The following is a 19,464-nucleotide window of genomic DNA, read 5'->3' as shown; positions in this document are numbered from 1 at the left end:
GTGCGTCTGGTTCAGGGTGCGGAAGGCAGTTTTGGTGCAGGGGCCGCAGCTGCGGAGGCGAGCCGGTGCCAGTCCGGCTTCGAGTGGGAGAGGAGATAATCGCGTCTCTGAGGCAATTGGCTTGCCCGCCACTGCGTTATCAGGGCTCGCAGGAGGAGGCGGGCCTGGGCTGAGACGATCAGGGCCTCGAACTCCTGGTCGGGCAGCGGACGGATACTCCAATAGCCATCCACGACCTGAAGCGCGTGCTCCCATGGACTGGCCGGGTCTGCTCCCAGAAGGTTGGCCATGGTGACGCTGATGTCGAAGATCACGGGAGTCCGCACGACGTCGCCGAAGTCGATAATCCCGGTCACGTAGTCCGGCCTGTCCGGGTTAACAATGACATTGAACGGACTGAAATCCCCGTGCACCACCTGAGAGGTAAGGGTGTCCAGAAGCGGCACCACTTTCTCGTCGAACTGATCGAAAATTTCTTCAGCCAGAAGGCGTTTCTGCTTCTCTTCGACATAGGCAAGCAGGGGCCGCATCCGGTGAAAGTGCTTGAGATCCCAAAGGAGCAAACGATCGGCACGAGGATGATCGAAGTCCTGCAACGCAAGGCCCAGGCGGGCAAGGCTTGAGCCCACCAACTGAAGCCGACTAGCCGACGGCGTTTGGTTGGCCAGCAAATTTCCAGGTATGAAGCGCATCACCCGAAGCACGCGATCAAAAGGTCCAACAGGTACCGGGATGAGGACTTGCGGAGCTCCGGAAAGGCTCCTGACAAGACGCTGGACCGGAAGTTCAGGTGCAGTCCGTGCCACATGCTCCATGCATGCCGTCTGAAGCTGAACGATCGCCGGATCCTCATCCGGCGAGGACACTTTCACAAGATAGGTATCTTCTCCGTTTCGGAGGCGGAAAGTTTCATCCTTCTCGGTGGGAATCCGGACTAGCGTCCCCTTCAGGCCGTAGGACTGCGCAAGGAGCTCCAAGACAGTCTGGTCAGCGAGCTGGGGCTGCGCTGCCAGGAGTCCACTCTCCGATGCGACGGCATCGATGAACGCAGAGACGCTACTGGCACGCTGGGCTACCTGGCCGCGGCTGGCGCTGATGGTCCGGGCCAGGCCGGTATCAACCGCGCTGGGATCAAATGAGGGACTCATCTCACCCTTTCAATAGTCGAAGGAAAAATCAGGAGGCCGGCTGGCGTGAACTGAAACGCTCGGGCCGGACGAGGTCCAGACCCTAGGCGGTTTGTTTGTCGAGGGCTTCGTGGGCGGCAGTTTCGCCGAATCCGGTGGCGTTTTTGAAGCCGGCGCCGGAGAACCCGGTGGCACAGTAGATTCCGCCGCCTTCGGCGAGCCGGCCGAGGAGGGGGGGTGGCTGTCCTTGGTGTAGAGGTCCGGGAAGGCGTCGACGGCGGACCGCCGCAGTGACTGCACGGCCGGTTCGCAGGCCGGGAGCGTTCAAGGATGGAGTAGGAGCCGGGGTTGCCGCGGAAGAGCATGTGCAACAGGTGGGTGACCCGCCCACGGCACTACGGCCGTGGGCGGGAGACGCGGCTTCGAACCCGGTAACGGCAAGTTTGCCATCAGTCTTTGAGAACCATTTCATATTTCGAAGACGCTTTGCATCAGGAACGGTTAGAGACCGAGGTGCTTGTTGATCTCGTCCAGAGACTTAACGGTGGTGTAGTCGTAGCCCTCGGTGATGGGGTCATAGCCACGGTCCAACACAACGAGGTTCCGGAAGCCCATGTCGTGCATCGGATGCATGTCGTAGCGTGTGTGCGAGGCGACGTGCAGGAAGTCCTCCGGCTTGGCGTTCAAGGTGTCCAGCATGTACTCGAACGCCTGGTAGCGGGGCTTGTAGGCCTGGGCCTGCTCAGCGGTCAACACGGCGTGGAAATCTGCGCCGAGCTTGGGAATGCTGATGTCCAGGAAGCTCGTGTCCGCGTTGGACAGAGCCACGAGTTTGTAGTTGTCGCCCATGAGTTTCAGCGGAGCCGGCACGTCCTCGTGGGCAACCCAGCCGCGTACCGCCTCAGCGAACGCTGCTCCGGCACCCTCGGTCGGCCCGATGCCCCAGTACTTGCACACGCGGTCAAAGGAATCCTGAAGGATTTGCTCGTAGGGCTTGTAGTCGCCAAGGACCTCGTCGAACCGATACCCGCGGAACTGCTTCTTGAAGGCAGGCCACTGCTCATCAGAGATGCGGCCATCCAGCAGGCGACGCGTGGTCGGGTCAATATCGAAGTTGATCAGTGTGCCGTAGATATCAAAAGAGATGTACTTCGGCCGGACGTTGGTTGTAGCCATGGTTGGTCCCGTCGTTGAGGGTGTTTCGTGAGGAGTCAGAAGAAGCTCGGTCGTTTGTCAGCGTCTGCTATCCGTTGTGACCGAGCTGCCGATAATTTTGATTCACTATGAATCTAAATGCCGGAGTGTAGATTGTCAACAACTTTTCTTTGAAAACTCGCTCTCAGGAAGGACCAACCGAATATCTCCTCGCGTGGCTAAGAGAGCCCATGCCGGCGGGCGACTCATTCGGTCATGCAGTCATCCAACAGGCCGGCAATGAACGGACATGAAGACTAGCAGGCAGCAGTGACTCGCTTCCGGACATCACGGTAAAAATCCCACACGTCATGCCCCCTCCCCCCCGCACCCACCATCAAGAAGCAGAACAGCCGCCAACAGCCGCCAAGGAGGAAAGGCCCCGTGCCGACGTCGGAACTGCCGAATCGGCATTTCGCCGTCTGCGGCTTTCGTTGGGGAACGGACAGGATGCAGGAAACCAGGCGGAATTCCGGATAATTCAAGAAGCCTGCCAGCAATTGCTGGCAGGCTTCTTGGGAGTGGAAAATGTCACCTTAGAGACCGAGGTGCTTGTTCAGCTCGTCCAGGGACTTAACAGTGAAGATGTTGTAGCCCTCGGCGAAGGGTTCAGCGCCACGGTCCAGCATGACAAGGTCCCGGAAACCCAGGTTGTACATCGGGATGTGGTCGTACAGTGGGTGCGAGGAGACATGCAGGAAGTCCTCAGGCTTTGCGTTCAGGGTGTCCAGCATGTACTCAAACGCCTGCAGGCGCGGCTTGTAGGCGCCGGCCTGCTCGGCGGTAAACACGGCGTGCCACTCTGCACCGAGCTTGGGAATGCTGATGTCCAGGAAGCTGTCGTCCGCGTTGGACAGAGCCACCAGCTTGTAGTTGTCGCCCTGGAGCTTCAGCGCAGCCGGCACGTCCTCGTGGGCAACGGCGTTGCGTACAGCCTCAGCGAGCTCCGCCCGCACCGGGGGTCGACCCAATGCCAAACCGCTTGCATGCGCGGTCAAAGGCACTCTGAAGGATCTGCTCGTAGGGCTTGTAGTCTTGAAGCCGTGACCGGAGAATCCGGTCGCCACAATGATGCCTTCCATTCCGGGAACCGTCCCCAACAGCCCGGTCGCGTCAGGTAAATGACCGTCCGCACAGACAGCAACCCGTACCGGCTCCGGAATCAGTTCCGGAATGAATTCGCGGACCCATGCCCGGATGCTGTCCAAATGCTTAGGATCCCAAGTAGGAGGCTTCTCCATGGACTCAACCTCGTCCAGATATACGCTCCCGACTACTTTCACCGTCCAACCGTCAGCGCTCGGGAACCCGTAGAGCTGGGCTTTGTCCGGCCGTCCGTCTTCCTCCGCCCTCCTGAGGAAGACCGGCATGTCTTCCCTGCTGAATACTGATGGGTACACAGCGGGGACCATGTCAGGATCTGCGGCAGGACTGAAAGGTGAACCCCAAGTTCCTTGTAAACTGCTCCCGCACCGGTGCCCGGCGAGACGATCACTCGGGAGGCGATGATTTCTTCTTGATCGGTCCGGACGATGTACCGGTCACCGTACGGCTCAACGCTGTGCGCTTTCCGGTTTCCGGTTTCCCAGGAACTTGGCACCAAGCCGTGTAGCCTCCACGAGCGCGGCGGTCACGGCCTTCTCTGAATTGAGGTAGCCTCCCTCTGGATCAAAGATTGTGACTTCTGTGTCCCTGATCACATGTGCGGGATACTTTGCCCTGGCCTGGTCGCCCCGGAGTAACTCGTAGTCAAGGCCATTGTCTTTCCCGGCTGCAAGGAGCGATGCCAACCGCGGATTGTGCTCGTCGTATATCGTGACAGCGCCCGTCGTGTTGAGCAGCCGGGTTCCGCTGATTTTCTCCAGATCACGCCACAGGTCCTGTGACCTCTGCAGAAGGGGTGTGTAATGCCCGCCTTCCGCGTATACCTTGCGGAAAAGGCGTGATTCGCCGGCATAGGCAGAGAAGGGCCGGGGATCGAAAACCTGTCTACTCCAATGACCCGCTGACCCCGGGAGGCGAGCTGCCAGCTCGCCATGCTTCCTACCGAGCCAACTCCGACAATTACGACGTCGGTTTCGAGTGCAGTCATCCTTTTACCTTTGCTTTCCCTTATTGCACGCCGTTGCCCCGATCCCGGGTCTGCCCCTGAAGGGCACTACCGTCGGCTGTGTTTCCAGTGATTTCAGCGTAGACACAAGAAACTGCTGATTAAGGGCCCGTGAGACAATGCATTGTTTCCAAAAACGAAAGAAGCAGGAGATGGACCTTACATCGATCGATGATTTGGAGTTCTTTGAACAGATTTCCCGTTCCCACAGCCTTACTGAAGCGGCCAGGAACTGGGGAAAGTCGGTGTCGGCGGTGAGCAAACGCCTTGCCGCGCTTGAGACGCGGCTAGGGGTGCCGCTGGTCCGGCGCAGCACCCGTCGCCTGACCCTCACCGAAGAGGGGCAGCGCTATGCGACAGGCGCCTTGTCCATCCTGCAGCAGAAAACTGATCTCGAAGACACACTGTCCATGCAGCATGGTGAGCTCAAGGGGCGCATTAGTGTGCATTCGAGCCTAGGGATCGGCCGTAAGCACATTGCGCCGCTGCTGGGGGAGTTCGTCCGGCAGCACCCGTTGATGCAGATAGACCTGGAGCTCTCACCGCTGCCCTTGAACATCTCGGGTACGAGTTTCGACATCGCCATCCGGGTCGGAGCATTGTCGGACTCCAGGCTCAAGGCAAAACTCCTGGCGCGGAACCGAAGGATCGTGTGCGCGGCGCCCAGCTACATCGACAGCGCCCCGCCGCTGAGGACCATTAGGGACCTGGAACGGCACAACTGCATCGTCCTGCGTGAAAACAACGCCGACTACTCACTGTGGCGCCTTGGCGAGAAGGGGCATGAATACGTCGACGTCAAGGGCAGCATGATCAGCGACGACGGGGATGTGGTGACCGACTGGTGCGTCCAGGGCCTCGGCTTGATCATGCGCTCCACGTGGCACGTCGACCCGCTGATCCAGCGGGGAGTACTTCAGCAGGTCCTCCCGGACGTCGAGACGCCCAGCGCCGACATTTATGCTCTCTACCCCGCGACGGCCAGGACACCCCGCCGGATCACCGCGGCCATTGAGCACCTGCGCCAGGGCCTCGCGGCGAGGCTAGGGTCTTAGCGACGTCAGAGGTTTAGGGGTTCGCTGGGTCAACCTGGAGTCCGGCTCCTACTTATTTCGTTGATGGAAAGAATGCATTGTCTGATGCGCCCTTAATCGACATCTTCTTGTCTCGTACGCTGGCTTCACTGGCTCGGCACAAACGACAGAAAGAAGATCATGAACTCATCCTGGAAGACAATCGATCCCCTTGCCGTGGCAGCCCAGGACATGATCAACACTCCGGTGCTTGCAATGCTGCACACGGTCCCCGGCCTGGTAGCGGACATGGAAACCCTGGCCGCGGGCACGGTTCCCGGCCTCCGCGTCATGCACTTCGTGGATGAGTCATTGCTCCACGACACCATTGCCAAGGGAACAACGCCAGGACATGTTCGACGACGGCTGGTCAATTATGCCCGCTACGCCGAGGAATCAGGTGCCCAGGCATTGTTGGTGAGCTGCTCCTCCATCGGCGAAGCCGCAACCGCCGTCCAGGACTTTGTCTCCATCCCTGTCCTGCGCATCGACACTCCTATGGCTGAGCTCGCCGTACTAACCGGCGACAGGATCGGGGTGCTCGCGACCCTGCCTGCGACTCTTGGACCCACCACCAGGCTCGTCCAGGATTCAGCCAAAAGACGGAACAAAACGCCCATCATCACCGCCAAAATAGTCGACGGCGCCTTCAACGCCTTGCGCGCAGGTGACCGCGCCATGCATGACGGTTTCGTGCTCGCAGCATTCTCTGAGTTGACTGCGGAGTGCGATGTCGTTGTGCTCGCCCAAGCGTCCATGGCCCGCGTCATTGGACACACCCAGGACCAGCCCGGAGGGCCCATCGTCCTTACTTCCCCCGACTCCGGGATGACCCAGCTCAGCACTGTTTTCCCTTCCAAAGACTCATAAATAACGTCATTACCCGAGAAGGATCCGACTATGTCAAACACTGAAATGACAGCGAATGTCCCATGGCTGGGAGTTATCGCCGACGACTTCACCGGAGCCTCCGACGTCGCCGGCACTTTGGTGGGCGCCGGGATGCGGGTAGTGCAGACTTTCGGCATCCCCGATCCGTCGGTGCAGCTGCACGACGTTGACTGCATAGTCGTTTCCCTGAAGACCCGCAGCGTGCCCGCCGCCGAGGCTGTAGTAGAGTCTCTGGCGGCGGCACGCGCCCTCAAATCCCGAGGCGTTCAGCAGCTCTACTTCAAATACTGCTCCACGTTCGATTCAACCCCGGAAGGCAACATCGGTCCGGTGGCCGACGCCCTCCGCAACGAGTTTGTCCCTGCCGGCCAGATCACAGTCGTCGCTCCCGCAACCCCGGCACTGCGGCGGACCGTGTACAACGGTGTGCTCTTCGCAGGGCCGAGCCTCCTGCAGGAATCATCCATGCGCAACCATCCGCTGACCCCGATGACCGATTCGCGCGTGCCCCGGCTGCTCCAGGCCCAAACCAAAAACTACGTGGGCCACGTCAGCTATAGCGTCATAGAATCCGGTGCTCCCGCAGTTCAATCCCAGTTCCAGACCCTGAGTGGCCAAGGTAGGGAGTACGCCGTCGTCGACACCCTTAGTGACCGCCACCTGGCTACGCTGGGCGCTGCAGTGATCGATCACCCCCTTATCACCGGCGGATCAGGACTGGTCGGAGGGCTGGCGGCTGCCCGCGGGTTCCAGGTCCAACCAGAACCGGCGGGCGCTACCAGGCCAGCGGGCCCGGCCGCGGTCGTCGCCGGCAGCTGCTCGGAGATGACGAACGTCCAGATCGACACATTCCGCCAGTCCCGCCCCTGCTTCCTGGTCGACCCCGTCGCAATTGCAGAAGGCCACGACGTCGTCGGCGAAGCGCTGCTGTTCGCGCGCGAAAATCTTGCCAACGGCCCCGTCCTTATCCATTCCACCGCCTCTCCAGAGGAAGTCTCGAGAGCGCAAAAGCAACTTGGTCAGGCCCGCGCCGCGGAGATAACCGAAGACAGCCTCTCCGCGATCGCCGAAGGGCTCGTTGCCCTGGGCTGCCGACAACTTATCGTCGCCGGCGGAGAAACCTCCGGCGCTATTGTCCGCAGGCTCGGCATCACCACAGCCCATGTCGGCAGGGAAGTCTCTCCTGGAGTGCCATGGCTGAAAACGGAAACTAACCCCGGACTGTCCATCCTGCTCAAATCCGGGAACCTCGGAAAGCCGGGACTCTTCCTAGACGCCTGGGAACACAACCGGTGACCGACACGGACAGCCGCGACGAACTCGTTCGACTGGCCAGGTCCCTGCACCAAAGAGGACTAACCAGGGGAACATCCGGAAACCTCAGCCTGCGTGTGGGAGCCGGAATGCTGGTCACCCCCACCAACGCCTCCCTGGGCGAACTCAGGACAGACGATCTGGCCATGGTCTCCGACACCGGCGAACACCTGGCCGGAGCCCGCCCGTCCAAAGAGGCGTTCCTGCACTTGGCCATGTATCGGGCGAGACCGCAGGATCATGCCGCAGTCCGTCTGCATTCCACCTACGCCACCGCCCTTTCGTGCCTGGATGACGTGGACGACGATGACGTTCTGCCACCCTTGACGGCCTACTTTGTCATGAGGGTCGGACGGCTGGTCCGGTTGCCATACTTCGCACCCGGAGACCAAGGTTTGGCCGAGGCTGCCCAAAAAGCCGCAGCATCGAGCCGGGCCCTGCTGCTGGCGAACCACGGGCCGATCGTTTCCGCGCCTTCCCTGCCGCAAGCTGCGGACGCTGTTGAGGAAGTGGAAGAAACAGCACGACTGTTCTTTCTCCTCCAAGGCCGCGCGACGCGCCCCCTCCAACCCGCCCATGTCGCCCAACTCTCGGCAAGGTGCACATAGGAGACGATGGGTCGGATTCAGTGACCCTTGAACGCTTCCGCCAGCCACCAGGCCCCTCCGTCGGAAGCAATGCGCGCATCAATGACCAGCGGCACATCGCGCGGCCCTGCCAGCCACTCTTCAACAGCTGCCAGATCGGCCACACGACGGACCGTGACCGCGGCCGCCCCATAGCCACGCGCAATCGCGGCGATGCCTCCATCCAGGCAGCAGTCGAGGCCGCCGGGGACGTCACGGTGTTGATCAACAACGCCGGAGCCTCCGTGGCCAGCGCGGGCATCCTCACCCATACCGATGCGGAAATCCGGACCAATGTCGAGACGAACTTCCTCGGCCCGTTGTTCCTCGCCCGCGCTTTCGCGCCGATCCTGTCCGCGAATGATGAATCGGTGATTATCGACTTCCACTCCGCAGTGAGCTGGTATGCCGTTGGTGGCATTTACAGCGCCACCAAGGCTGCCCTCTGGTCGGCCACCAACTCGTTGCGCCTGGAACTCGCCCCCGCCAGGGTCCATGTGGTGGGCGTCCACGTCGAGTATGTCGACACCGCGATGGCTGCGCAGGCCGCCGGGCCCAAAATGGACCCGGCCGATCTCGTACGCACCGTAATGGACGCCGTCGAAGCCGGCGAGTACGAGGGTTCCGACGAAACCTCCGTACGGCTCAAGGCCGGACTTAGCTCCCCCATCGGAGCTATCTACCCACAACTTGCCCTGAACAAAGCCTAGAAAACGGCAGTGCCGTGCCCCTGACTCAATCATGGCCACGGCACTACGAACCGGGCTCGAACTGACATGGGCAACTTCGAGCAGCGGAGAAGTCAATCACCCTGCTCAAAACCCGCACGTCGGCCGAAGAGGTTCACCTTGACCAGAAATCTGAGTATAATCATAATTGATTAGGGTCAATATACAGACCCCCATTCCAAGAGTGCCGGTATGGACAACGTGCACAAGCGCGACAGGATTGCCCGCGAAATATCACTGCGCCAATAGCAGCAACCACCGGCCAACACCCCACCCGGAAGGAGCATCACGGCATGCGAGCGTTCGTCGTCACCAAGTACAGGGAGCCACTGCGCGAAGCGGAGGTCGCTGAGCCAATCGTCGGGGACCGAGATGTTCTAGTCCGCGTAGAGGCGGCGGGCTTGAACCAGTTGGATGAGAAGATCCGACTGGGTGAGTTCAGGCAGATCCTCCCCTACAAGCTCCAACTGGTCCTTGGCCACGACGTCGCCGGCACCGTGATCCGCGTGGGGGCGAAAGTGCGGGAGTTTAAGCCCGGCGACCAGGTCTACGCCCGCCCCGCGACGGCCCGCATCGGCACGTTCGCCGAGCACATCGCCGTCGCCGAGGAAGATCTGGCGCTGAAACCCGCATCGGCCAGCATGGAGGAGGCCGGCTCACTGCCACTCGTTGCGCTTACGGCATGGCAAGCCCTCGTCGAGCAGGGCAACGTGCAGCGCGGGCAGAAAGTTCTCATCCACGCAGGTGCCGGCGGGGTCGGGTCGATCGCGATCCAACTCGCCAAGCACCTCGGCGCGTCTGTTGCGACCACCGTGAGCGGGCCAAATACCGGCTTCGTGCGCGACCTCGGGGCGGACACGGTCATCGACTATCGCACCCAGGACTTCGAGCAGCTCCTCACCGGGTACGACCTCGTGCTCGACAGCCTCGGCGGGGAGAATCTCGAGAAGTCACTGCGCATCCTCAATCCCGGTGGCAAGGCGATCGGGATCTCCGGCCCGCCGGACCCGGCGTTCGCGCGCAACGCCGGACTGAATCCCGTGCTGCGCCTTGCCACCAGGGCGCTCAGCAGCAAAATCCGAAAGCAGGCGAAGAAGCTCGGCGTCGGCTATGAGTTCCTCTTTATGCGTGCCAGTGGCGACCAGCTGCGCCAGATCAGTGCCCTGGTGGACCACGGCGTGCTGCGCCCAGTCGTGGGGAAGGTCTTCGATTTCGGCGACACGCCGCATGCACTGCAATCCCTTGCCAAGGGCGGAATCCGCGGGAAAGCCGTGATCACCCTCGCCGGCTGACCCGCCGTCGGCCATTCACCCAACAGACCATCCAGGAGAAAACCCGCAATGGACAACACCGACACCCAGAACGACTCCGTCGCCACCTCATACGCGAACGCAAAGGCCCACATGATCACTACCGGTGGCGTCACCTACGCCTACCGCGAGCTGGGACCCAAGGGCGGGATCCCCGTGGTGTTCTTCGTGCACCTCGCCGCGACGCTGGACAACTGGGACCCTCGCATCATCGATCCCATCGCAAAGAACCGCCACGTCATCACCTTCGACCAGCGCGGTGTCGGCACGTCCACTGGTCAGGTTCCGGACAGCATCGAGGCTATGGCAGACGACGCCTACACCTTCATCACGGCGCTCGGCATCGACAAGATCGACATTTTCTCCTTCTCGATGGGCGGCATGATCGCCCAAGACCTTGTCCTCAAGCACCCCGACCTAGTCCGCAAACTCGTCCTGGCAGGCACTGGGCCACGAGGAGGCAAGAACATGGATAAGGTCGTCGGCACCACCTACCGGGACTTCCTCCGCGCAACCCTGACACGGTCGGACCCGAAGGAGTACCTGTTCTTTAACCGCAACACCGCCGGCAGGCACGCCGCGAAGGCGTTCATCAAGCGCCTTCAGGAGCGCACCGCCGACCGCGACAAGCTGATCAGCACCAGGGCGTTCCAGACTCAATTGAAGGCAATCCAGAAGTTCGGCCGCTCCGCCCCGTCGGATCTATCGAAACTCACCCAGCCCACGCTTATCGCCAACGGCGACAACGACCGCATGGTGCCGTCCGTCCTCTCCGAGGACCTGCACCGCCGCATCAAAGGATCAGAACTGATCATCTACCCCGACTCCGGCCACGGCGGCATCTTCCAATACCACGCCAAGTTCGCCCCCGCCGCCGTCGACTTCCTCGACAACTGATCGGCACGCCCGCGACAAGAACACGGGCATCTCGTACGAATGACTTTGGGCACTGCCGGGAGTTTATGCTCATAATCGAGTCCAATCAGTTTATTCCTGGAGGAACCATTCATGTCTGTCGCTCCCCAGCCGGTCGGACGGCGCGAGCGGAACAAGCAGCAGAAGCTGGACCGCATCACTGCCGCAGCCAGCGAGCTGTTCGCAGAACACGGCGTCGAGGATGTGACAACGCAACAGATCGCCGATAAGGCCGACATTGGCACCGGAACCCTGTTCCTCTACGCAAAGACAAAGGGAGAGCTCCTCCTGCTCGTGCAGAACGCTCATTACGTTGAAGCTCTTGAGCGGGGCCGGGCTGCTGCTGAAACCATTCCTGATGTTCTGGATGCGCTGATGGCCATCGTGCAGCCTGTGGTGGAATGCAACCGCACCCAGGTCGACAATGGGCGCACCTACCTGCGGGAGATGGTCTTCGGCGACCCGACGGAGCCACACCACAGTGAAGCCCTACGGATTGTCGCGCAAACCGAAGAGGCCATCGCTGCCGTATTGGGCCGCAATGGACTTTTCAATGCCGGGGATGCCGCAACCAACGCGCGCATCGTCTCGGCGGTCATGTTCCTCAGCATGGCAGTGAGTGCGAATCCCGCCGTAAGCGTCGAGGAAATCGTGCAGGACATCAGGACCCAGATCCGACTGCTCCTCCCCCCTGGCGCAAGAACCTCCTGACCCCGAGAAGCGAAAGGCCGTGAGCAGCCGTCGGACCACCACTGTTTCGTTCCACCCGGGCTGCGAAAGGGGCACTCGGACGGGCATCTCCTAGCCTCACACGAGTTAGGTATGCTGAATCGAAAGCAAGGGGATCGGCATGGGCAAACGCAAAGCTACGGCACTGGATGTGGCACAACGGGCAGGGGTGTCCCGGAGTGCAGTATCACTGGTGCTTAACGGCAGGGCAAACGGCAACGTCACCGCAGAACGCCAGGAGCGCGTGCTGCGAGCCGCGGCGGAGCTGGACTACACACCCAACTCCGTTGCCCTCAGCCTGCGCAACCAGCAGACATCAACGATCGGCATCATTACTGATGACATCGTCACCAGCCCCTTCGCTGGTCGGCTGATCAGCGGCGCCTCACGTACGGCGTTGGCCCGCGGGTACATGGTCCTGGTGGTCGATTCGGAACATGACATGGCCCGCGAGAGCGCCGCGGCACAGCAACTCGTGCACCGGCAGGTAGACGGGATCATGTACGCCACCGGCAGCCTGCGCGAAATTACCGCCCCGCCGGCGATGCTCACCTTGCCAGCCATTCTGGCCAATTGCACTGATGTCGCCTCCCAGCTCCAGTCGGTAATTCCGGCAGAGGTCGACGGCGGGCGCGCCGCGGCACAGCTACTGATTGACCTGGGCCACCGCCGCATCACCCTGTTATCCGGGACTCTCAGCTCACCTGCCGCCCCGCAACGCGAACAGGGTTACCGCGAGGCCATGGAAGAGGCGGGGCTGGGCCGTGAACAGCAGGACGTCCGTGTGACCGGATGGGACATTGATGAGGGCTACCGGGCCGCTTCCTCGGTGCTGGGCGGCAGGGACCGGCCGACGGCCATCATTTGTTCTAACGACAGGGTGGCCACCGGTGTTTTGCTGTACGCGGCTGCCGCAGGTCTGCGCGTACCGCAGGATCTGTCCGTGGTCGGCTACGACGACCAGCAGAATCTTGCCGCCAACCTTGTTCCCGCCCTGACCACGGTGGCGCTTCCGCACGCCGAAATCGGAGCAGCGGCCATGTCCCTGCTGTTGGATGCGGTGGAAGGAAAAGTCTCGGCAGCGGGGAAAACGGAAGCAGGAACCGTCCACATGCCCTGCCGGATCATCCCGCGGGCTTCCACCGCAGCGGTTCCGGCCAGCTGACCAGGCCGACGTCCAAGCGCTGCGCTGCTGAAACCTCACAACAGGAATGACCTGATCCAGCCTCCGGCGGGGCCCTCTATCCCCGGCATGTTGAACAGACCATCATCCCGGCACTTCAGTTTGTACAAACAGCAAACGTCTTACTTGACACGTGTTAGGTGCCTTACCTAACCTACTTAACACGTGTTAGGAGGAGCCGACAATGACGTCTGAAAAGACACCGGGGCAACCAGCCCCCTTACATGCCCCGCGGCCCGGCGGCGGACTTTCACAACTCACGCGGCGTTCCTTGCTGGGCCTTACGGGACTCGCTGTGGCGGGAGCCACCGTGGGGGCCTGGCCACGACTGACCGGGACGGACATTCCGGGCCGCGGCAGCAAGGGCCTGAAAATCGCCATCCTGGGAACGGCAGCGGATGCGGCGGCCCGCCAGGGTCTGGTCAAGGCTTTTACGGCCGCCCATCCTGATATCCCGGTCCAAGTGCAGGCCATTCAGGGGGCGGACTGGAAGGATTTCTTTTCCAAAATTCTCACCATGGTCGCCGCCGGAACACCGCCGGATATCGTCTACGTGGCCACCGAGGGCGCCCAGCTGTTCGCTGACAAGCTCGCCGAGCCGCTGGATGATTATGTCCGCCGGGACGCTGCCGACATGAGCGATTACTTCGATGACGTTCATCCGAGCCTGCTGGAAGCCTTCATGTACCAAGGCAGCCTGTACCAGCTTCCGCTGGACTGGAACGCGGCCAACATGTATATGAACACCACCACCTTCGCCCAGGCCGGGCTCGACCGGCCAAAGGACGACTGGACGCAGGATGACTTTAGCGCCACTCTGCGCGCCCTGCGGAAGGCCCGCCCGGCCGATTTCACCCCGTACTACTGGACCAACCGGCTTTTCGGCGGCGTAGTGCCCTGGCTGTACGCCAATGACACCAGCTTCCTTACCGAAACCAAGGCTGCCGGTGGGGACTGGTTTTGGGATCGTTTTTACCCGAACGACCCAGCCCGGGCGACCCGCGGGGGCGGCTATCAGTGGCTGGCTCCCAACGCCGAAGACGGGCGTGTCATCGAGACCTTTGACTACCTGCGCGAACTCGTTGCGGAAGGACTGGGCGTGCGCCCTGAATCAGGGGGCGGCAACGCCCTGGTTGGCTTGTTCGGCAACAACCGCATCGGCACCACGCCGGCAGGTGGTTACTGGGCGCAGGGCCTGCACGATGCCGGAATGACCGCCGATCAGTTCGATGTGCAGTTCTTCCCCCGCTGGCGCACCCAGCGGCATCAGTTCGGCGCTGCCGGCTACGCGATTATGCGCACGGCGAAGGACAAGGACGCAGCCTGGGAATGGGTTAAGTTCTGCTCCAGCCGGGACGCGATGCAGTTGGCCATTGCCAAGCCGAACACCACTCCGACCCGCCGTTCGATGGTCAACGAGTCCTTTTACGCGGCCACCGGGCCCAAGCATTGGAAAGTCTTCTACGACACCCTGGACAGGTTCCCCACCTCCGGCCCCATCCCCGCGCCGCCTCAGCAGGCCGCCGTCGAAACTGCCCTAATGAAAAACGTTTCCACCGCTGTAAGCGGCAGCTCCGCCGACGTGCGGGCGGCGATGGGCACCCTTCAGCGCGATCTCGAACTGGCTCTGAGGAGGAACTCTTGACCACCACTTCCACCGCTCCACGCCAAACCGTAAAACCACCGGCCGCGCGCCGCTCGTTCGTCGAGCGGTGGCTGGCCATGATTTTCCTTGCCCCCACGCTGCTGGGGATGGCCCTATTCACCTTCCTGCCAATCATCGGCTCGCTGGTCCTTGCCTTCTTCCGCTGGGACATCATTTCAGCACCCCAGTTCGTCGGTTTCGCCAACTTCGCCTCGCTGGCTGAGGACCCCACCGTCCGCGTGTCCTTCCTGAACACCATCGTGTTCGTCATCGTCGCAGTGATCCTTCAACTGGGCATCGCACTTGGTCTGGCTTCCATGCTGCAGGCCAGAATGCCGTCCTGGCTGAGGGTATTCCTTCGTTCCACTTTCTTCTTTCCCCTGGTCCTTTCCGCCGCGTCGGTGTCCATCTTCATGCGGTACATGTTCAACGAACAGTTCGGCGTCGTGAACTGGCTCCTTTCCCTGATCGGCATTCCCGCAGTGCCATGGCTGACCAGTCCCGTGGCATCCGCCGCCGTCGTGGTTTTGGTCTATGTATGGCAGAACTTCGGGTTCTCCTTTCTGCTCTTCCTCGGTGCCCTGACCAACATTCCCAAGGAACTGCACGAGGCAGCGAACCTGGACGGCGCCACAGGCTGGAAACAGTTCAGCAATGTGACCCTTCCGCTGATCAGTCCCACGGTGCTCGTCGCCTCCGTCATGGCAATCATCAGTGCACTGCAGGTCTTCGACCAGCCCTACGTCCTGACCAACGGCGGTCCTGGGGATTCCACCCGCACCGCCGTCATGGTGATTTTTGAATCCGCCTTCCAGCAACTGGAGTTCGGCGAAGCTTCGGCCATCGGCCTGGTACTCACCGTGCTGATCCTTGCCGTCACCGCCCTGCAGTTCCGTCTTAGCCGCCGCTTCGTCTTCTACCAGTGAGGCCCCTCATGTCCAGCCAGACCCTGCACACCGGGACCGACAAGCATTCCGGTTCCACCACCGGCACGCCGACTATCAACAGGCGCTACCGCAACCGCCGCCTGCCCGCTGCTGGAACCGTCGGTCGCTTCACCGCTTTGGCCGTAGCGGCCGCGCTGACCCTCGGTCCTGTCCTGTGGACCCTGTCCACCTCACTGCGGGCGCCGTCGGAATCATTCAACCTGCCGCCGTCCTTCCTGCCCATCAATCCTGACTTCACCGCCTACCAGGAGGTGTTCAGGCAGATCAACGTGGGCCTCCTGGTCCTGAACAGCGCCCTGGTGACCGGGCTGATCGCGCTTGGCCAAATGGCTTCCGCCACGCTGGCCGGCTACGCGTTCGCCCGTCTGGACTTCCGCGGCAAGAAGGCCATCTTCTCGTTGGTGCTGGCCACCATGATGGTCCCGGTGCAGGTCACCATCGTCCCGGTGTTCATGCTCATCCGAGGAATGGGTCTGTCCGATACCCTGCTGGCCCTGATCCTGCCGGCCATTCCTACCGCCTTCGGCACGTTCCTGATGCGCCAATACTTCCTGGGCCTTCCAAATGATTTCGCGGAAGCGGCCGCCCTGGATGGTGCCGGACCATGGCGGATCTTCCGTTCCGTTTACGTACCGTTGGCGGTCCCCGGCATGGCGATCGTCGGGATCCTTGCCTTCAACTTCCACTGGAACGAGTTCTTCCGGCCGCTGATCCTCACTATCAGCGAACAGAACTTCACTCTTCCCCTCGGCCTGGTCACGCTCCAAGGCAACCTCGGCACCGGAAGTATCTCCGTGGTCCTCGCCGGCGTGATCCTGTCCATGCTGCCCGCACTGGTCGTCTTTATCTTCGGCCAACGCACCCTGCGCGAAGGCCTCACGGCCGGCGCGAGCAAATAAAACAGACCTTCGAAAGGAACCTCATGGATACACTTACCCCGATTAGCACGGCAGCCACGGCAGCCACGGCAGACTGCTACCGCCCGGCCCTGCACTACACCGCCAAAGACACCTGGCTCAATGATCCCAACGGCCTGATTTTTCATGAAGGCATCTATCACCTCTATTACCAGAACAACCCGCTGGGAAACGTCTGGGGAAACATGTCCTGGGGCCACGCCACATCTACCGACCTGCTGACCTGGACCGAACACCCCGTCGCCATCACCTGTGACGAGAACGAAGACATCTTTTCCGGCAGCATCGTCTATGACCGCCACAACACCAGCGGATTCGGCAGCGGGTCCATTGCCCCCCTCGTGGCGATCTACACCAGCGCCTACAAACCGGGCTCCGTGCATGAGGGCATCCAGGCGCAGTCCCTGGCCTACAGCCTGGACGGGGGCTACACCTGGACAAAACACACAGGCAACCCCGTGCTTAACCGCGGGTCCGCCGAGTTCCGCGACCCCAAAGTTTTCCGGTACGACGGCGACGCGGGCAGCTACTGGGTGATGGTCGCCGTCGAAGCCAAAGACTTCCAGGTGGTCCTGTACAAATCCGACGACCTGAAGAACTGGGAACTGCTGAGCACCTTCGGCCCCGCCAACGCCACCGGCGGCATCTGGGAATGCCCCGACCTGTTTCCCCTTCCCGTGGACGGCGACCCGGAAAACCTCAAGTGGGTCCTCACCGTCAACCTCAATCCCGGCGGGCCCAACAACGGCTCAGCCGGCCAATACTTCATCGGCGACTTCGACGGAACCGCATTCACCTCCGCCAGCACGATAACTGAAGGCCCCCAGGACCCTGACCGGCTGGGCGAATACCGGTGGCTGGACTGGGGCCGGGACTACTACGCCGCCGTCTCCTTCAGCGACGCCCCGGACAACCGCCGCCTCATGATCGCCTGGATGAACAACTGGGAGTACGCCAACCACATCCCCACCGCACCCTGGCGCAGTCCCATGAGCCTCGCCCGGGAAATTTCACTCCAGACCAACGACGGAAACCTGTCCCTGGTCCAGCAGCCCGCGGCTGATTGGACTGCCCTGGCCGGCCCGGAGTCATTCTGCCTTTCCGGAACCACCATCCACGACGGCGTGCAGGTTCTGGCCGGCGCGGCCGGCACGGTCCAGCGTATTGACGTCAGCTTCACCCCCGGAAGCGCCGAGGAATTCGGCCTCATCCTGCGTGGAGACGGCATGCAGGGAACCCGTGTCGGCATCCAACCCGGCCAAGCCAGACTCTTCGTGGACCGGCGGGAATCCGGCAGGACAGACTTCCACCCGTCCTTCACCTCCATCGACACCGCTCCCCTCCCGGCAAAGCAGGGATCCTACGACTTCACCATCTACGTGGACCGCTGCTCCGTTGAAGTCTTTGCCCAAGGCGGCCAGGTCACCATGACCGAACTGATCTTCCCGGCCGAGACCAGCACGGACCTCGCCGTTTACGCCGTCGGCGGCGTGGCAACCATCAACAGTATTCAGGTCACGCAGCTCGCATAGGGCAGCACCAAAGCACCTCAAAACACCCCTTGACAGAGATCCAGTAACGCGCGTAACCTCGATCACACGCACAAGTAACGCGCGTTACCTGCAATGACAGCATCACCGACGACCACCGGAGCATTCAATGGCGAAGACCACCACCTCGAACCACGTCGGGGCTACGCGGCAGCGGGGTGTCACCATGAATGATGTCGCCAAGCACGCCGGCGTTTCCCGGACCGCGGTCTCGTTCGTGCTGAGCAACCGCGAAAATGCCAGCATCTCCGAGGAAACCCGCGCCCGGATCAACGAAGCTGTTCAGGCCTTGGGCTACCGCCCGAATGCCGGAGCACGGGCGCTGGCATCCCAGCGCAGTGACTGGTACGGGATCGTCACCGAGATCGTGACGGCACCGTTCGCCGTCGACATCATCAAAGGCGCCCAGGACCAGGCCTGGTTGGACCGCAAGTTCCTGCTCATCGCGCCCTCCGACCAGGCCGATGCTGTAGGACCCAACCAGGGCCTGGAAGATGCCGCCTTTGAAAAGCTTCTGGAACAGCGGGTGGAAGGCGTTCTCTACGCCGCCACATTCCACCGGGGAGTGCACGTTCCGAAGAGTGCCAACGAGGTTCCCACGGTCCTCATCAACTGTTTCGACGCGGACGGAAAGCTGCCCTCGATTGTCCCCGACGAACGTGCGGGCGGCCGCGTCGCCATCGAACGTTTGCTTCAGGCCGGCCACCGCCGGATGGGAGTGATCAACCTGGATCCGGACATTCCGGCCGCCGTCGGCCGCCTGGCGGGTGCCCGCGAAGCACTCGCCGAGGCCGGGCTGGAACTGGACCCGGAACTCGTCGTCTCGGGATACGCGACGGCGGACGGCGGCTATGCGGCCGCCTGCACGATTCTTGACCGGTACAACGAGGGGGAAGGCCGGCCGACGGCCCTGTTCTGCCTCAACGACCGCATGGCGATGGGCGCTTACGAAGCCATCAAAGAACGGGGCCTGACCATCCCCGGAGACATCGCCGTGATCGGCTTCGACAACCAGGAACTGATTGCGGCCTACCTCAGGCCAAAGCTGACCACGGTTGCGTTGCCGTTCGAAAAAATGGGCGCCCTGGGCGTCCAGACGCTCGCAGCTCTTACAGCAGGACAGCCGATAATTGCCGACCAGCAATTAGTCGACTGTCCGCTGCTAGAACGCTCTTCGGTCTGACCGCGAAATCAATAGCGAAGAG

18 protein-coding genes and 2 pseudogenes are annotated in these 19,464 nt (G+C 61.8%); 14 read left to right on the top strand and 6 right to left on the bottom strand.

Features of this window, described 5'->3' with window-relative positions:
• Positions 1-11: 11 nt before the first annotated feature.
• The 5 genes and pseudogenes from QF036_RS12910 to QF036_RS12895 all read right to left on the bottom strand — a co-directional run bounded on the left by QF036_RS12910 (position 12) and on the right by QF036_RS12895 (position 4,351).
• Entirely contained in the window at positions 12-1,148 is a 1,137-nt protein-coding gene (locus QF036_RS12910) for a phosphotransferase (RefSeq protein ID WP_307102392.1), read from the bottom strand.
• 480 nt (positions 1,149-1,628) lie between these two features.
• Complete coding sequence (locus tag QF036_RS12905) at positions 1,629-2,303, bottom strand: haloacid dehalogenase type II (protein WP_307102390.1); 675 nt, start codon at positions 2,301-2,303, stop codon at positions 1,629-1,631.
• A 554-nt stretch (positions 2,304-2,857) separates the two neighbouring features.
• Complete coding sequence (locus tag QF036_RS12900; RefSeq protein ID WP_307102388.1) at positions 2,858-3,292, bottom strand: hypothetical protein; 435 nt, start codon at positions 3,290-3,292, stop codon at positions 2,858-2,860.
• 114 nt (positions 3,293-3,406) lie between these two features.
• Positions 3,407-3,691: pseudogene (locus QF036_RS25355) on the bottom strand (hypothetical protein); the annotation flags it as partial.
• Positions 3,692-3,874: 183 nt separating this feature from the next.
• The gene (locus QF036_RS12895) at positions 3,875-4,351 is read right to left on the bottom strand and encodes an FAD-dependent oxidoreductase (protein ID WP_307105907.1); all 477 of its coding nucleotides are present in this window, start codon (positions 4,349-4,351) and stop codon (positions 3,875-3,877) included.
• A 232-nt stretch (positions 4,352-4,583) separates the two neighbouring features.
• Between QF036_RS12895 and QF036_RS12890 the strand changes: the two genes are divergently transcribed.
• The 4 genes from QF036_RS12890 (at position 4,584) to otnC (ending at position 8,317) form a co-directional block, all read left to right on the top strand.
• Positions 4,584-5,486 carry a LysR family transcriptional regulator gene (locus QF036_RS12890; protein WP_307102386.1) on the top strand — a complete coding sequence of 301 codons (903 nt, stop codon included), beginning with the start codon at positions 4,584-4,586 and terminating at the stop codon, positions 5,484-5,486.
• Between the two features lie 159 nt (positions 5,487-5,645).
• Positions 5,646-6,374, top strand: coding sequence for an aspartate/glutamate racemase family protein (locus tag QF036_RS12885; protein ID WP_307102383.1), 729 nt, complete (start codon positions 5,646-5,648; stop codon positions 6,372-6,374).
• 30 nt (positions 6,375-6,404) lie between these two features.
• Complete coding sequence (otnK, locus tag QF036_RS12880) at positions 6,405-7,691, top strand: 3-oxo-tetronate kinase (RefSeq protein WP_307102380.1); 1,287 nt, start codon at positions 6,405-6,407, stop codon at positions 7,689-7,691.
• Entirely contained in the window at positions 7,688-8,317 is a 630-nt protein-coding gene (gene otnC, locus QF036_RS12875; RefSeq protein WP_307102378.1) for a 3-oxo-tetronate 4-phosphate decarboxylase, read from the top strand. Before otnK ends, otnC begins: the two co-directional genes overlap by 4 nt.
• Positions 8,318-8,334: 17 nt before the next feature.
• Here otnC and QF036_RS25350 read toward each other — a convergent pair.
• Positions 8,335-8,511: pseudogene (locus tag QF036_RS25350) on the bottom strand (thiamine pyrophosphate-binding protein); the annotation flags it as partial.
• 42 nt (positions 8,512-8,553) lie between these two features.
• On the opposite strand from QF036_RS25350, the gene QF036_RS12870 reads away from it, so the two are divergent.
• From QF036_RS12870 to QF036_RS12825, 10 genes are all read left to right on the top strand, one after another.
• A complete protein-coding gene (locus tag QF036_RS12870; protein WP_373460140.1) occupies positions 8,554-9,045 on the top strand; it encodes an SDR family NAD(P)-dependent oxidoreductase in 492 nt (163 codons plus the stop codon).
• Positions 9,046-9,356: 311 nt separating this feature from the next.
• The gene (locus QF036_RS12865) at positions 9,357-10,355 is read left to right on the top strand and encodes an NADP-dependent oxidoreductase (protein WP_307102374.1); all 999 of its coding nucleotides are present in this window, start codon (positions 9,357-9,359) and stop codon (positions 10,353-10,355) included.
• Between the two features lie 48 nt (positions 10,356-10,403).
• A complete protein-coding gene (locus QF036_RS12860) occupies positions 10,404-11,270 on the top strand; it encodes an alpha/beta fold hydrolase (protein ID WP_307102372.1) in 867 nt (288 codons plus the stop codon).
• 111 nt (positions 11,271-11,381) lie between these two features.
• Entirely contained in the window at positions 11,382-11,999 is a 618-nt protein-coding gene (locus QF036_RS12855) for a TetR/AcrR family transcriptional regulator (protein ID WP_307102370.1), read from the top strand.
• 139 nt (positions 12,000-12,138) lie between these two features.
• A complete protein-coding gene (locus tag QF036_RS12850) occupies positions 12,139-13,182 on the top strand; it encodes a LacI family DNA-binding transcriptional regulator (protein ID WP_307102368.1) in 1,044 nt (347 codons plus the stop codon).
• A gap of 202 nt (positions 13,183-13,384) precedes the next feature.
• Positions 13,385-14,845 (top strand): extracellular solute-binding protein, encoded by a 1,461-nt coding sequence (locus tag QF036_RS12845; RefSeq protein WP_307102366.1) that lies wholly within the window; start codon positions 13,385-13,387, stop codon positions 14,843-14,845.
• Entirely contained in the window at positions 14,842-15,771 is a 930-nt protein-coding gene (locus QF036_RS12840; protein WP_307102363.1) for a carbohydrate ABC transporter permease, read from the top strand. Before QF036_RS12845 ends, QF036_RS12840 begins: the two co-directional genes overlap by 4 nt.
• A gap of 8 nt (positions 15,772-15,779) precedes the next feature.
• The gene (locus QF036_RS12835; protein ID WP_307102361.1) at positions 15,780-16,691 is read left to right on the top strand and encodes a carbohydrate ABC transporter permease; all 912 of its coding nucleotides are present in this window, start codon (positions 15,780-15,782) and stop codon (positions 16,689-16,691) included.
• A 23-nt stretch (positions 16,692-16,714) separates the two neighbouring features.
• Positions 16,715-18,241, top strand: coding sequence for a glycoside hydrolase family 32 protein (locus QF036_RS12830; RefSeq protein WP_307102359.1), 1,527 nt, complete (start codon positions 16,715-16,717; stop codon positions 18,239-18,241).
• 127 nt (positions 18,242-18,368) lie between these two features.
• Positions 18,369-19,442, top strand: coding sequence for a LacI family DNA-binding transcriptional regulator (locus QF036_RS12825; RefSeq protein WP_307102356.1), 1,074 nt, complete (start codon positions 18,369-18,371; stop codon positions 19,440-19,442).
• Positions 19,443-19,464 lie beyond the last annotated feature (22 nt).

The organism is Arthrobacter globiformis (assembly GCF_030817195.1).
GTDB lineage: Bacteria > Actinomycetota > Actinomycetes > Actinomycetales > Micrococcaceae > Arthrobacter > Arthrobacter globiformis_D.
Note: the sequence above shows the minus strand (reverse complement) of the source record. Positions and strands in the feature narration are given on the sequence as shown.

Coding starts and splice junctions, on each gene's coding strand:
- QF036_RS12865 (WP_307102374.1), top strand. CDS start 9,357: ATGCGAGCGTTCGTCGTCACCAAGTACAGGGAGCCACTGCGCGAAGCG.
- QF036_RS12910 (WP_307102392.1), bottom strand. CDS start 1,148: ATGAGTCCCTCATTTGATCCCAGCGCGGTTGATACCGGCCTGGCCCGG.
- otnK (WP_307102380.1), top strand. CDS start 6,405: ATGTCAAACACTGAAATGACAGCGAATGTCCCATGGCTGGGAGTTATC.
- QF036_RS12885 (WP_307102383.1), top strand. CDS start 5,646: ATGAACTCATCCTGGAAGACAATCGATCCCCTTGCCGTGGCAGCCCAG.
- QF036_RS12825 (WP_307102356.1), top strand. CDS start 18,369: ATGGCGAAGACCACCACCTCGAACCACGTCGGGGCTACGCGGCAGCGG.
- QF036_RS12890 (WP_307102386.1), top strand. CDS start 4,584: ATGGACCTTACATCGATCGATGATTTGGAGTTCTTTGAACAGATTTCC.
- QF036_RS12830 (WP_307102359.1), top strand. CDS start 16,715: ATGGATACACTTACCCCGATTAGCACGGCAGCCACGGCAGCCACGGCA.
- QF036_RS12845 (WP_307102366.1), top strand. CDS start 13,385: ATGACGTCTGAAAAGACACCGGGGCAACCAGCCCCCTTACATGCCCCG.
- QF036_RS12850 (WP_307102368.1), top strand. CDS start 12,139: ATGGGCAAACGCAAAGCTACGGCACTGGATGTGGCACAACGGGCAGGG.
- QF036_RS12860 (WP_307102372.1), top strand. CDS start 10,404: ATGGACAACACCGACACCCAGAACGACTCCGTCGCCACCTCATACGCG.
- QF036_RS12835 (WP_307102361.1), top strand. CDS start 15,780: ATGTCCAGCCAGACCCTGCACACCGGGACCGACAAGCATTCCGGTTCC.
- QF036_RS12905 (WP_307102390.1), bottom strand. CDS start 2,303: ATGGCTACAACCAACGTCCGGCCGAAGTACATCTCTTTTGATATCTAC.
- QF036_RS12855 (WP_307102370.1), top strand. CDS start 11,382: ATGTCTGTCGCTCCCCAGCCGGTCGGACGGCGCGAGCGGAACAAGCAG.